The sequence below is a fragment of the Klebsiella sp. BDA134-6 genome, from assembly GCF_015601345.1.
Lineage (GTDB): Bacteria > Pseudomonadota > Gammaproteobacteria > Enterobacterales > Enterobacteriaceae > Klebsiella > Klebsiella grimontii.
Genome location: NZ_CP064784.1, coordinates 501377 through 514398, shown reverse-complemented (window position 1 = coordinate 514398; position 13022 = coordinate 501377). Strand labels below are relative to the sequence as shown.

The 13022-nt window shown below is 55.1% G+C and carries 17 protein-coding genes; 6 read left to right on the top strand and 11 right to left on the bottom strand.

Features of this window, described 5'->3' with window-relative positions:
• Positions 1-20: 20 nt before the first annotated feature.
• From rpsR to rpsF, 3 genes are read right to left on the bottom strand one after another with little or no spacing between them, the layout of a single operon-like run.
• Positions 21-248, bottom strand: coding sequence for a 30S ribosomal protein S18 (gene rpsR / locus IYV58_RS02430; RefSeq protein ID WP_000135199.1), 228 nt, complete (start codon positions 246-248; stop codon positions 21-23).
• 4 nt (positions 249-252) lie between these two features.
• Positions 253-567, bottom strand: coding sequence for a primosomal replication protein N (gene priB / locus IYV58_RS02425; protein WP_004128142.1), 315 nt, complete (start codon positions 565-567; stop codon positions 253-255).
• A 5-nt stretch (positions 568-572) separates the two neighbouring features.
• Positions 573-968, bottom strand: a complete 396-nt coding sequence (gene rpsF, locus IYV58_RS02420; protein ID WP_004098001.1) for a 30S ribosomal protein S6 — start codon at positions 966-968, stop codon at positions 573-575.
• Positions 969-1305: 337 nt separating this feature from the next.
• Between rpsF and IYV58_RS02415 the strand changes: the two genes are divergently transcribed.
• The gene (locus tag IYV58_RS02415; protein ID WP_049115791.1) at positions 1306-1581 is read left to right on the top strand and encodes a YdgH/BhsA/McbA family protein; all 276 of its coding nucleotides are present in this window, start codon (positions 1306-1308) and stop codon (positions 1579-1581) included.
• 180 nt (positions 1582-1761) lie between these two features.
• Positions 1762-2955, top strand: coding sequence for an MFS transporter (locus IYV58_RS02410; protein ID WP_195729393.1), 1194 nt, complete (start codon positions 1762-1764; stop codon positions 2953-2955).
• A gap of 60 nt (positions 2956-3015) precedes the next feature.
• Here the strand turns inward: IYV58_RS02410 and IYV58_RS02405 are convergent, their stop codons facing one another.
• From IYV58_RS02405 to ulaA, 6 genes are read right to left on the bottom strand one after another with little or no spacing between them, the layout of a single operon-like run.
• Positions 3016-3702 (bottom strand): L-ribulose-5-phosphate 4-epimerase, encoded by a 687-nt coding sequence (locus IYV58_RS02405; RefSeq protein ID WP_195729392.1) that lies wholly within the window; start codon positions 3700-3702, stop codon positions 3016-3018.
• A complete protein-coding gene (gene ulaE, locus IYV58_RS02400) occupies positions 3702-4556 on the bottom strand; it encodes an L-ribulose-5-phosphate 3-epimerase UlaE (protein ID WP_004128131.1) in 855 nt (284 codons plus the stop codon). The genes IYV58_RS02405 and ulaE overlap by 1 nt, the downstream gene beginning before the upstream one ends.
• A 9-nt stretch (positions 4557-4565) precedes the next feature.
• Positions 4566-5216, bottom strand: a complete 651-nt coding sequence (ulaD, locus tag IYV58_RS02395; protein WP_004128129.1) for a 3-keto-L-gulonate-6-phosphate decarboxylase UlaD — start codon at positions 5214-5216, stop codon at positions 4566-4568.
• A 13-nt stretch (positions 5217-5229) separates the two neighbouring features.
• Positions 5230-5697, bottom strand: a complete 468-nt coding sequence (gene ulaC / locus IYV58_RS02390) for a PTS ascorbate transporter subunit IIA (RefSeq protein ID WP_004128126.1) — start codon at positions 5695-5697, stop codon at positions 5230-5232.
• Positions 5698-5706: 9 nt separating this feature from the next.
• A complete protein-coding gene (gene ulaB / locus IYV58_RS02385) occupies positions 5707-6012 on the bottom strand; it encodes a PTS ascorbate transporter subunit IIB (RefSeq protein WP_004109091.1) in 306 nt (101 codons plus the stop codon).
• 12 nt (positions 6013-6024) lie between these two features.
• Positions 6025-7425 (bottom strand): PTS ascorbate transporter subunit IIC, encoded by a 1401-nt coding sequence (ulaA, locus tag IYV58_RS02380; RefSeq protein ID WP_004128123.1) that lies wholly within the window; start codon positions 7423-7425, stop codon positions 6025-6027.
• Positions 7426-7789: 364 nt separating this feature from the next.
• Between ulaA and ulaG the strand changes: the two genes are divergently transcribed.
• On the top strand, positions 7790-8854 hold the full coding sequence (gene ulaG / locus IYV58_RS02375; protein ID WP_004128112.1) for an L-ascorbate 6-phosphate lactonase: 1065 nt from the start codon (positions 7790-7792) through the stop codon (positions 8852-8854).
• Positions 8855-8960: 106 nt separating this feature from the next.
• Positions 8961-9716 carry an HTH-type transcriptional regulator UlaR gene (gene ulaR, locus IYV58_RS02370; protein WP_004128109.1) on the top strand — a complete coding sequence of 252 codons (756 nt, stop codon included), beginning with the start codon at positions 8961-8963 and terminating at the stop codon, positions 9714-9716.
• On the opposite strand, the gene yjfP is transcribed toward ulaR, so the two are convergent.
• The gene (gene yjfP, locus IYV58_RS02365) at positions 9713-10429 is read right to left on the bottom strand and encodes an esterase (RefSeq protein ID WP_004128106.1); all 717 of its coding nucleotides are present in this window, start codon (positions 10427-10429) and stop codon (positions 9713-9715) included. The two genes, ulaR and yjfP, sit on opposite strands and share 4 nt — an antisense overlap.
• Before the next feature lie 197 nt (positions 10430-10626).
• Here yjfP and bsmA point away from each other — a divergent pair, with 197 nt between their 5' ends.
• Together bsmA and yjfN are read left to right on the top strand one after the other, a co-directional pair.
• Positions 10627-10935: a biofilm peroxide resistance protein BsmA gene (gene bsmA, locus IYV58_RS02360; RefSeq protein WP_004128104.1), complete on the top strand. Its 309-nt coding sequence runs from the start codon at positions 10627-10629 to the stop codon at positions 10933-10935.
• A gap of 137 nt (positions 10936-11072) precedes the next feature.
• Complete coding sequence (yjfN, locus tag IYV58_RS02355; protein ID WP_185910090.1) at positions 11073-11348, top strand: DUF1471 family protease activator YjfN; 276 nt, start codon at positions 11073-11075, stop codon at positions 11346-11348.
• Here yjfN and IYV58_RS02350 read toward each other — a convergent pair.
• On the bottom strand, positions 11339-12976 hold the full coding sequence (locus tag IYV58_RS02350) for an isovaleryl-CoA dehydrogenase (RefSeq protein WP_049115778.1): 1638 nt from the start codon (positions 12974-12976) through the stop codon (positions 11339-11341). The genes yjfN and IYV58_RS02350 overlap by 10 nt on opposite strands.
• Positions 12977-13022: the final 46 nt, after the last annotated feature.

Genomic DNA, 13022 nt, shown 5'->3' with positions numbered 1-13022 from the left:
TATTAATGGACCGTGACCGATTACTGATGACGATCAGTGTACGGCAGCAGGGACAGGTAGCGAGCGCGTTTGATTGCGCGTGCCAGCTGACGCTGATATTTTGCACGGGTACCGGTGATACGGCTCGGGACAATCTTACCGCTTTCGGTGATGTAGTTTTTCAGCGTAGCGATATCTTTATAGTCGATCTCTTGAACGCCTTCCGCGGTGAAACGGCAGAACTTGCGACGACGGAAATAACGTGCCATATGGCTAGTCTCCAGAATCTATCAATTCAATCTGCTCGGCATGCAGAACCATTTTGCTCAAGCCGTTCTTTGCCTTGTGGCAAGAGATGAACCCTCGAACGATTACTGCGCTACCGACCGTTATACTGTGAGTAATGGCCTGGTTCTCGTGTCCGCTGATTATCACGGGCATTTGGCACCATGCCTGCCGGTGAAAACCGGCTTCCTCCTGCACTGAACGATGCTCAAGCACGAACTGGCAGTGTGGAATTCCTGACGGGCTGACCTTACGAAGTGGAGTCCTGCATACTATGCCGGACAGCTCCAGACGGTTGGTCATCAGGATTACTCTTCAGAATCCCCAGCTTCAGAATCATCTGCGGTTTCGTTGGCGAAATCTTCGCGACGCTCGCGGCGCTCGTCTTTCGCTTTAACCATCGGAGATGCTTCGGTAACAGCGTGCTTAGTACGCATTACCATGCTGCGGATAACGGCGTCGTTGAAGCGGAAGTTAGTTTCCAGCTCATCGATCGCTTCCTGCGGCGCTTCAACGTTCAGCAGAACGTAGTGAGCTTTGTGCAGTTTGTTGATCGGATAAGCCAGCTGACGGCGGCCCCAGTCTTCCAGACGGTGGATCGTACCTTCTGCTGCAGTGATTGCACCAGTGTAACGTTCGATCATGCCCGGAACCTGTTCGCTCTGGTCAGGATGGACCATAAAAACGATTTCGTAATGACGCATCGAATTGCTCCTTACGGATTATTCAGCCTCCTGTCTGGGTCAGCCGCGGCCCATGGAGGCAAGGAACGTGTTAAAGGGCGGCTGAAAAATTGACGCGTCATAATACGGGCGAGCGGGGTTTAAGACAAGTGAATTGTGCAAATAATTCGCACTAAGCGCGAAGTGGCCTTAAGCCAGTGATTTAAAATTAATCAACGGCGGAAGCGACAATTTTTTGAACAACTGCATCAGAAATGGTCGCGATACGCCAGCGAGGCAGCGATTACACTTAGATCAGAAGCAATCCATACCCCATGGAAGCGGGTTAACGTCAGGATTGTCATAAGGAGCGTAGATGATGAAATACATCCTCATAACCGTAATGGCAGTGCTTTTATTGAGCGCCAACGCGCTGGCTGCTATTAAAATCGATGCCCGCCAGGCCCGCAACATGGACGATGTGCAGAGCCTCGGCGTTATCTATATTAACCACAACATCGCCACCGAGCAGGAAGCCGACCAGGCGCTTAGTCAGCAGAGCGATGCTCAGGGAGCGAAGTATTTCCAGCCGATCCTCATCCATGAACCGGGAAGCGACGGTCCGATTCACGCCAGTGCCGCCATTTACCGCTAGTTTTCCCGGATCGTTGGCTTCTTCCCGTTGCAGGGGGAAGCCAACGATGGCATTGCCCGGCGGGCATATCCGCACAATAGCGCCTTAATGCAATTGAGAATTATTTTTTCTCGTGACTTATCAGCGCCAGCGTAACCTGATTTAATCACTTTTTAACCGCATGATTTTCCGGAGTGCTTCATGGTTCCGCGTTTTGCCACGCTAAGCCGTATCCCAAAAGGAGTTTGGGTTCTTGGCGGTGTTAGCCTGCTGATGGATGTTTCCTCGGAAATGATCCACAGCCTGCTCCCTTTATTTATGGCCACTACGTTGGGGGCCAGCGTCATTATTATCGGCATTATCGAAGGCGTTGCCGAAGCTACCGCGCTGATGCTGAAGGTTTTCTCTGGCGTCTTCAGCGATTATGTCGGCAAACGCAAAGGCCTTGCGCTGCTCGGCTATGGCCTGGGTGCGCTGAGCAAGCCTCTTTTCGCCATCGCGCCCACCTCAGGCGTGGTGTTTAGCGCGCGAATGATCGACCGCGTGGGCAAAGGAATACGCGGCGCGCCGAGGGATGCGCTGGTCGCCGACGTCACCCCGCCGGAAATCCGCGGCGCCGCCTACGGGCTGCGCCAGGCGCTGGACACTATCGGCGCTTTTCTGGGGCCGCTGCTTGCCGTCGCGCTGATGTTTCTCTGGGATAACGACTTCCAGTCTATTTTCTGGATCGCGGTCATTCCTGCCGCGTTCTCCATCGCTTTATTAGGCCTTGGGCTAAAAGAGCCAAAAACGCCGGTCACCCGGAAACGAACCAATCCCCTGCGCAGCGAGAACCTAAAAAAGCTTTCAGCCGCCTACTGGTGGGTTGTGGTTATCGGCTCGATATTTACTCTCGCCCGCTTCAGCGAAGCGTTTCTGGTACTGCGTGCCCAGCAGATGGCGATCCCGCTGTTCGCGATTCCGCTGGTGATGGTCGCGATGAATCTGGTGTACAGCCTGACGGCTTATCCGTTCGGTAAACTATCGGACAGCATGAGCCACAGCAAAATGCTGCAGTGGGGTCTGCTGGTGCTGATCGCCGCCGATATCGTGCTGGCGCTGAGCAGCCACTGGAGCACGCTTCTGGCCGGCGTCGCGCTGTGGGGTATTCATATGGGCATGACGCAGGGTCTACTGGCGGCGATGGTGGCGCAAACCGCCCCGCCGGAGCTGCGCGGAACGGCGTTCGGGATGTTCAACCTGGTGAGCGGCGTTGCGCTGCTGCTGGCCAGCGCAGGTGCGGGGGGGCTGTGGGAGGTATTCGGTGCTGCCTCGACGTTTTACGCCGGAGCGGTAATCTGCGTGCTGACGCTTATTGGTATGCGCTGTATGCCATCAGCTTATCAGCAAAACTAAAATGGCTCCGGAGCAGACCGGTTGATTCATCATAAAGATGAATGCTCCGGAGCACGTGTTTCACTTTTGCCCGTAATAGGCATTTGGCCCATGCTTGCGCATAAAGTGCTTGTCCATCAGCCAGCTATCGATGGGCTTCAGCTGCGGATTGATCCCGCGAGCAATCCACGCCATCCGCGCCACCTCTTCCATCACCACCGCGTTATGCACCGCATCGTGCGCATCTTTGCCCCAGGCAAAAGGCCCGTGCTGATAAACCACGATGCCCGGCGTATGCAGCGGCTCAACGTCTCCCAGCGTTTCGATAATCACGCGGCCGGTGTTCAGCTCATAAGCCTCCGCCACTTCCTGCGCGCTTAACGCCCGGGTGCAGGGAATATCGCCAAAGAAGTAGTCCGCGTGGGTCGTCCCCAGCGCGGGAATAGCCAGGCCCGCCTGCGCCCAGGCCGTCGCGTGCGTCGAGTGGGTATGCACCACGCCGCCGAGGCTCGGATAGCGACGATATAGCGCCAGGTGCGTGGCGGTATCGGAAGAAGGGCGATAGCGCCCTTCCACCACCTTACCCTCGAGATCGACTACCACCATATCATCCGCTTTCATGATCTCGTAGGCGACGCCGCTGGGCTTAATCGCTACCAGCCCGCGTTCGCGGTCAATGGCGCTGACGTTACCCCAGGTAAAAGTGACCAGTCCGTAACGCGGCAAATCCATATTGGCGTCAAAGACCTGCTGTTTTAACGTGTGCATTATGCCGCCTCCACCAGACCGGCGCGGGCCATCCGCGCCCTCACCCAATCGCGTGCTTTCGCAACTTCAGCGGCCGGATCGTCGGTCGTTTCGCTCCACATTTCAATCAGATACGGGCCGCAGTAGCCCGTCTGCTTGAGCGTTTCGAAACAACGTTCAAAATCGACGACGCCTTCACCGAACGGCACGTTTTTAAACACGCCGGGCTTCGTATCTTTGACGTGCACCGCCACGATATGACCCATTCCGGCCTGAAGCTCCATCTGCACGTCGTTATCCCAGGCGGACAGGTTGCCGATATCCGGATAGAGCTGGAACCACGGATTATTCAGGTAGTGGGCATAGCCCAGCGCCTTGCTGATCGAGTTCATCAGCGGGTAGTCCATGATTTCCATCGCCAGCGTCACCTGCGCGCGGCTCGCCATTTCGACGCTCTCTTTTAGCCCGTCGCGGAAACGACGGCGCGTCTCGTTATTGGCTTCCTGGTAGTACACGTCGTAACCCGCCAGTTGGATAACGCGAATCCCCACATCCTGCGCCAGCCGAATCGCTTTGCGCATAATCTCCAGGCCCTGCGCACGAACCGCGTCGTCTTCACTACCGAGCGGAAAGCGGCGATGGGCGCTCAGGCACATAGAGGGTACCCGCACCCCGGTTTCAGCAATCGCGTTGACCAGCGCAAGGCGCTGCTCCCGGCTCCAGTCTAGTCGCGCCAGACGGGCGTCCGTTTCATCTACCGACATTTCGACGAAATCAAAGCCGAGTTCTTTCGCCAGCCGCAGGCGTTCATGCCAGCACTCCCCCGCGGGGAGCGCTTTTTCATAGATACCGAGCGGAATTTGTTTTGACAGCATGACCGCTCCTTAGCCCCACAGCTGGGCGATAGAACGTTTAAACTGCCGGGCTGCCTCTACCGGAGAGGCAGCGTCGCGAATGCTGCGACCGGCGATAAAGACGTGAATGGGAATACCTTTAAACAGCGGTAAATCTTCCAGCGCCAGACCGCCGGTGACGGTGACTTTAAAGCCCATTTCAGACAAGCGTTTGATCGCGCTGATATCCGCCTCGCCCCACGCCACGCCGGCCGCCTGGGCATCGCGGCTACGGTGATAGACCACCTGCTGAATACCCGCTTCGCGCCACTCCTGCGCCTGCTCCCAGGTCCAGTAGCCGGTCAGTTCGATCTGGACATCGCCGTTGAACTCTTTCGCGACATCCAGCGCGCCTTTGGTGGTGTTGATGTCCGCGCAACAGATCACGGTGACCCAATCGGCGTTGGCTTCAAAGCACATGCGGGAGAGAATTTTACCGGCATCGGCGATTTTGGCGTCCGCCAGCACGATTTTATTGGGATAGAGCGCCTTCAGGTCGCGAACGGCGCGTACGCCTTCAGCCACACAAAGAATGGTGCCGACTTCAATAATGTCCACTTCATCGGCTATCAGGCGCGTCGTTTCATACGCGGAAGACATGGATTGGTTATCAAGCGCAACCTGCAACATAGGTAATGACATTGTAGTGTTCCTTTTAAACGGCCGCCGCCGTGGCGTTATCAATTAATTCCAGCACTTCCTGCGCGGTGCGGCAGGCGCGTAAACGGTCAAAGTTGGCTTCATCTTCAAACAGATTAACGATTTGCATGATGCCGACTTCCTGATGGGTATTGGCATCCACGGCCGCCATGGTGATCAGAATATCGACCGGGTCGTTATCCTCGTGATTAAAAACCAGCGGCGTTTTCAGCGTGACCAGCGCAAAGCCGGTTTTCTTAACCCCCTCTTCTGGTCGGCCATGCGGCATCGCCAGACCGGGAGCAATCACAAAATAGGGGCCATGCTGGGCTACGCCATCCAGAATGGCCTGGTAGTAGCGCGGCTCAACGACATCCGCCTTTACCAGTAAATCAACGCTCAGCTTGACGGCTTCCTGCCAGGTGCTGGCGTCGGCTTGTAAAAGGATGGAGTTGTTATCCACCAGCGAGTCACGTAATTTCATTTAGCCTCCTTACTTCACATCCTGCGGAAAGTGCGCTTTGATCACTTCCAGCAGTTTTGGGCCGAAATCCGCAGGCGATAGCATGTTGCGCACCCCAACCACATACTTGTTGCCGGAGACGCTAATCTCACCGGCGATATGGGTGGAGGCGATGATGATATCCGCGCCGTTTAGTTCACTTTTGTATTCACCCACCGCGCAGCTGTTTACCGTGTGATCGATATTTGACTGGGTCAAAAACTGGTCCACCTTCATCTTCATGATCATGGAACTTCCTTGCCCGTTGCCACATACAGCCAGAATACGTACGGTCATAGTCAAAACTCCTTATTGAGCAGAAGCATCTGCCAGTTGTTTTTCCGCGTCCTCTTCAGCACGCAGCGTGCGCCCTGCGAAGAACATATAAGCCAGTGCGATAATGATGATGACGGCTATAAACGCGATACCGATGGAGGCGAAGCCCTGCATCATCGGCGGCGCCAGAATTGACCAGTCCGCCATGCCCATCCAGGCGCTCATGCCGGTCAGCTTCACCGCCCAGACGCAGCCAAAGATTTCGATCATCCCCATCACCAGACAAATCTTGAGCGCCGCGCGCCAGCCGCCAAAATGGTTAGCAAACACGCCGATGGTGGCGTTAGAGAAGAACATCGGGATAAAACCCGGAATAATCAGAATGGAAGAGCCGAAGCCCACCAGAATACCGACGGCGATCAGCTGGCCGATGGTGCCCCACATAAAGCCCCAGACGACGGCGTTTGGCGCAAAGCTATAAATCGCGGCGCAGTCAATCGCCAGCACGGCGCCGGGAATCAGGCGCTGGGAGATACCGTTGAACGCTTCCGAAAGTTCGGCGACGAACATGCGCACGCCCTGGGTGATAATGAAAATAGCGACGGCGAACGAGAAGCCGGTTTGCAGGATATAGATTGTCCAGTGGGTTTTACCCGCCATCGCCTGTACGGTGTCGATGCCGAAGGAGAGCAAAATCGCGCCGAAGAAAATGGTCATCACGATAGCCGTGGAGACAATGTTGTCGTGAAAGATGTTCAGCCAGCCAGGCAGCTTGAGATCCTCAACGCTCTCCTCTTTTTTACCCAGATACGGGGCGATCTTGTAAGCAATCCATGAAGCGAACTGCTGCTGGTGTCCGATGGAGAAGCCGCAGCCGTCGGTCACTTCCTGCGTCGGCTTATACATCATATTTGAGGTAATGCCCCAATAGAGTGACACCAGCACCGCCGTGCAGATAATCGTCGTCCACATCGTGTAGCCGAAGATATAAAAAGAGACGGCAATCAGCCCCGCCTGCTGGAACATGATGTGCCCGGTAAGCATGATGGTACGAATACCGGTAATACGCCGCAGCAGGACATAACAAATATTCAGCGCCAGGGCTAACAGCACGGCATAGCCCACCCAGCTGTAAGCATCGCCCATCCTCTCAATGGTCGCCATCATGGAGGCATAGGTATCAGAGATAGCGCCGTTGATGCCGTAAACTTCAGACATTTTCGCCACCACCGGTTTAAACGTGCTGGTCAGAATGCCGGAGCCGGCCTGCAGCAGCATAAAACCGATAATGGTTTTAATTGTCCCTTTAACGATAACGCTGGCGCTTTTGCGCAGCAGGATATAGCCCAGGCAGGTCACAATACCCAGCAGCAGCGGGGCGTTGGTCATAACCTGGTTAAAGAACACGGTAAAGATGTGGTAGAGAATCTCCATAACACACTCCAGAAAGTGGACGCTCTGAACGCACGCTACGCCCAGGTTGGTTGTTGCGATCACTCTAATAATCAAAAATAATCACAACAAGATTATATTTGATTAAATGTGACGCACGCCGCAAATAATCATACAATCCATCATGGTATTAATTCTCATTTTCAGAAACTGAAAAATAATATATTAAAATCAATAAAATATGATAAACCACATATCATAAAGTATACATTCATCTCTTTTTAACTCCCACAACTACTCTCATGAAGGGCAAAATTCAGGATTGCAATCCTGAACAAACGATGCCAGTATTCGTCAAAACAAATCACATTGTGATTACTTTTGATAATATGTGAGGGAAAAATAAATGAGTAAAGTGCAAACCATCACCCGCGAATCATGGATCCTGAACACTTTTCCGGAATGGGGTAGCTGGCTGAATGAAGAAATTGAACAAGAGCAGGTTGCGCCGGGCACCTTCGCGATGTGGTGGTTGGGTTGTACGGGCATCTGGCTGAAATCCGAAGGCGGGGCCAATATCTGCGTCGATTTCTGGTGCGGTACCGGCAAGCAAAGCCACGGGAATCCGCTGATGAAAACCGGCCACCAGATGCAGCGTATGGCCGGCGTGAAGAAGCTCCAGCCCAACCTGCGCACCACCCCGTTTGTTCTCGATCCGTTCGCTATTCGCCAGATCGACGCCGTACTGTCCACCCACGATCATAACGATCACATTGATGTGAACGTGGCCGCCGCGGTTATGCAAAACTGCGCCGATGACGTGCCGTTTATCGGTCCGCAAACCTGCGTCGATCTGTGGATTGGCTGGGGCGTACCGAAAGAGCGCTGCATCGTGATGAAGCCGGGCGATGTGGTCAAAATAAAAGACGTCGAAATTCACGCGCTCGACGCTTTTGACCGTACGGCTCTGATTACCTTGCCCGCGGATCAGAAAGCGGCAGGCGTACTGCCGGACGGAATGGATCAGCGCGCGGTGAACTACCTGTTCAAAACGCCGGGCGGCAACCTTTACCATAGCGGCGATTCTCACTACTCCAACTACTACGCGAAGCACGGTAACGAACACCAGATAGACGTGGCTCTCGGTTCCTATGGCGAGAACCCGCGCGGTATCACCGACAAAATGACCAGCGCCGATATCCTGCGCATGGCCGAGTCTCTGAATGCCAAAGTGGTGATCCCGTTTCATCACGATATCTGGTCAAACTTCCAGGCCGATCCGCAGGAAATCCGCGTTCTGTGGGAGATGAAAAAAGACCGCCTGAAGTATGGCTTTAAGCCTTTTATCTGGCAGGTGGGTGGGAAATTCACCTGGCCGCTGGATAAAGACAGCTTTGAATACCACTATCCGCGCGGATTCGACGATTGCTTCACCATGGAACCGGACCTGCCCTTTAAGTCTTTCCTGTAAGGCTTCTCCGGCGGGACCGCCCGCCGGAAATTATCCCCGTCAGCATTAGTATTTTCACCTGATTTCAAATATCATCTTTGCTTATCACTTTTAATCGGATTTGCTCATGACGGAAGCGCAAAGACATCAAATTTTACTGGATTTGCTGGCACAAACGGGATTTGTCACCGTGGAGCAGGTGATTTCCCGGCTGGGAATTTCTCCGGCGACGGCACGACGCGATATCAACAAACTCGATGAAAGCGGCAAGCTGAAAAAGGTCCGCAACGGCGCGGAAGCCATCAGCGAGCAGCGCCCGCGCTGGTCACCAATGAATATTCACCAGGCGCAAAACCACGATGAGAAGGTGCGGATTGCACGCGCGGCTTCGCAGCTGGTGAACCCGGGCGAAAGCATCGTCATAAATTGCGGCTCTACCGCATTCCTGCTTGGGCAAGAACTGTGCGGTAAACCGGTGCAGATCATCACCAACTATTTGCCGCTGGCCAACTACCTGATCGATCAGGAACACGACAGCGTCATTATTATGGGCGGACAGTATAACCGCAGCCACTCCATCACGCTGAGCCCGCAGGGCAGCGAAAACAGCCTGTACGCCGGGCACTGGATGTTTACCAGCGGCAAAGGGTTGACCGCCGAAGGGTTGTACAAAACCGATATGCTGACGGCGATGGCGGAGCAAAAAATGCTTAACGTTGTCGGCAAACTCGCGGTTCTGGTCGACAGCAGCAAAGTAGGCGAACGCGCCGGAATGCTCTTTAGCCAGGCCGGGCAAATCGACCTGGTTATTACCGGTAAACAGGCCGATGAGGCGATCCTCAAGCAGCTTGAAGATCAGGGCGTTCAGGTGATTCGCGTTTAAAGGTGACGTTGAAAAAATGCCACCGTCGCGGCTAACGCTTCCGGCGTAATGCGGTGACGGACGCCTTTCTGCCAAATGCAGGTTAAGTTGTCGGCCAGTGCGTTTTGCTGCAGCGCCTGCTGCAGGCGGAAGGTCTCCCCCGGCGGCACCACATCATCCTCATCGCCGTGCCAGAGCAGCAGCGGTCTGCTGGCGAGGGTCGCCAGCTGCTGGCTGACGTCCCACTCAGCCAGCTGCCCTGCCTCCCACGAAGGAGAAGGAAAAAGCGTCTGCGAGAGCGTACTGAAATAGCCTGACCCCATCAGGCAGGCGACGCTTTTCAGCTCCGGGTGGTGGGTCATAATCCCTAAGGCCGTCATTCCGCCCATCGATGCGCCGGCCACCGCCAGCCTGTCGTCAGCAAGCCATCCCCGCTCCCGAATCGCCTCCTGTAGCGCCGGAAATTCAATAAAATTGTTCATCAGAATCGGCCAGAAGCGCTGCATCCGCCCCTGTTCGTCTCCCCGGTAGCGCGCGCCGTGTTCCGCTGCATCGGGCATAATCACCCGAAAGCCCGCCTCTGCAAGCGCAACGGCAAAATAGCTGTAGACCAGCTTAGAAGAGGTAAAACCATGGTAAAAGACAATGCAAGGCAGCGCCGTATCCGCGGCGCCCTGCGGGTACGCATGGAGAATCTCCCCACCCGCAAGGTTACGCATTTCTAGTGCAATCATTTACCGTCTCCTTTCTCTCAAGTGATGTTATGTTATTACTCAAGTCACTCGCTCGCACATGATTCATAATCTTGAGAACCAGATTACGCTTTCACGATATTTTCATTCGAAAATCGCGTACGGGATAACAATTTGGGAACATTCCCCGGAAATGACATTCAGGCTACCACTACACTATGACTAACAGGAAACGAGATATGGTTATGCGTAGGTTTGCACCGTGGTTAATGGCAATCGCTTTAACCGGCTGTAGCGCCCTACAAGGGACGCCAAAGGCGCCGCCGCCAGCAACCGACCATCCACAAGAGATCCAGCGTAACCAGACGGCGGGTCTGCAGAAGATGGGGACGGTGAGCGTATTAATGTACGGCTCGCCGATGGATGTAGAGGCTGCGCTGAAGCTCAAAGCAGAGGCGGCTAAAGCTGATTACTACGTCATCATAATGATTGATGACACCATGGTTCCGGGCCAGTGGTATTCGCAGGCAATTTTGTACCGTAAATAGCGGTCAACCTTTAAGCCAGCTTTACACTGTTTTGCATCCATTCACGTTCTCCTGTGCATAATAACGTTCAGCCAGCTGTAACCTGGCAGAACGTTAGCAACGGACTGCCCTCAGGACTATGTGAAATGGAGCTGACGATGAAACGAACTTTTACCCTACCTAGCCTGATGTTGACCACCGTCACGGCCAATACTTCCGCGCAGTCAGCGGAATTTGCCAGCGCTGACTGCGTAACGGGCCTGAACGAAATTGGCCTGATTTGCGTTAACAACATCTCCGGCAGCCAGCAGGATGTTGAGCACGCCATCGCCGTGCAGGCCGACGAACAGGGCGCGTCCTGGTATCGCATTGTCCAGATGTACGAGGATCAGCAGCCGGATAACTGGCGGGTACAGGCCATTCTCTATGCCTGAGGCGCCAGGCGTCCGCGTCCCGTTGCCCGTAACAGCAAGTCATCCAGCGTCTGCTCATCCAGCCGCATGCCGCCGCGCGTGTCGAGCATCATACGACACCAGGCCTCTGCCAACGGCGGTGAAGCGAAGCGTAATACCTGCGCGCCAACGCCAAGCAGATAAACCAGCCGGGTAATCTCCCGTCCCTGTTCTTCGTGAGGGCGCCGTAGCCACTGCTGCAGCTGCCGCCACGCCCGATCGAAATGACGATTTTGCCCTTTCACTTCCGCGCACTCCGCCGCCAGAAGCTCAAGCGCCGCCGGCTGCTTGATCAGAACACGCATCACGTCCAGGCACATAATATTCCCTGAACCTTCCCAGATACTGTTTACCGGCATTTCACGATACAAACGCGGCAGTTCACTTTCTTCACAGTAGCCGGAGCCGCCCAGCACCTCCATCGCCTCGGCGACGAAGGCGATACCGGATTTGCAGATAGCAAATTTCGCCGCGGGCGTGAACAACCTTGCCCATAGCGCTTCCTGCACATCATTGCGCCTGTCCCAGGCCCTCGCCAGGCGAAACAGAAAGACGGTTTGCCCTTCCAGCCGCAGCGCCATCTGCCCCAGAACCTGACGCATCATCGGCTGATCGACCAGATTTTTACCAAATGCCTGACGCTGCAGAGCATGGTATAACGCTACCGAATAGGCCCGGCGCATCAGCGCATGGCTACCCAGCGCACAGTCAAAACGGGTCAGACCGCCCATTTTGAGAATTTGCCGGACGCCATCACCCTCTTCCCCGACCAGCCAGCCGCAGGCATTGAAAAACTCGGCTTCGCTGCTGGCATTCGCGCGGTTGCCCAATTTATCTTTCAGCCTTTCCAGATGTACGCCGTTACGCTGGCCATCCGGCAACAGGCGCGGAACAAAAAAGCAGGAGAGGCCCGCCGGCGCCTGAGCCAGCACCAGATGAGCATCGCTCTGCGGTACGGAGAAAAACCATTTATGCCCAATCAGATGATAAAAGCCTTCGGCTGTCTTCTCCGCACGGGTCGTATTGCTCAGGACATCAGATCCCCCCTGCTTTTCCGTCATCCCCATGCCGATAAGCAGCCCGCGTTTCTGATTTCCCGGTACCAAATGCGGATCGTAGCGATCGCTTAATAGCGGTGATAACCAGTCGCTAAAGGGCCTGGGTAAGGAACGCTGCAGCAATGGAATAGCGGCAAAGGTCATGGTGGTGGGACACAGGGTTCCCGCTTCTACCTGCGCATGCAGCATAAAGCGGGCAGCGCGGGCAACGAAAGAACCTCCGCGAGCATCCTCCTGCCAGGCGAGGTTATGTACCCGGTTAGCGCATAGTCCCTGCATCAGGAGATGCCAGGCGGGATGGAAACGCACATCGTCAAGCCGCGATCCCGTGGCGTCATAGCGCAGCAGTTCCGGCGGGTTGCTGTTGGCCAGGCGCCCCAGCTCCAGAGATTCGGCCGTCCCCAGCTGTTGACCAATGCTCGCCAGCAGATCGCCATCCCAGCCCGCGCCTTCGCGGACGACGGCTTCACGCAGGGCGGTATCGGACAAGAATAAGTTGCTGTTGCACAGCGGCGAGGGTTGGTTAAATACGGTATGAGTTTGCCAGTGCATTATGTTTCCCTCCTTCAATGGCTCTATTCATAAGTATGGACAACGG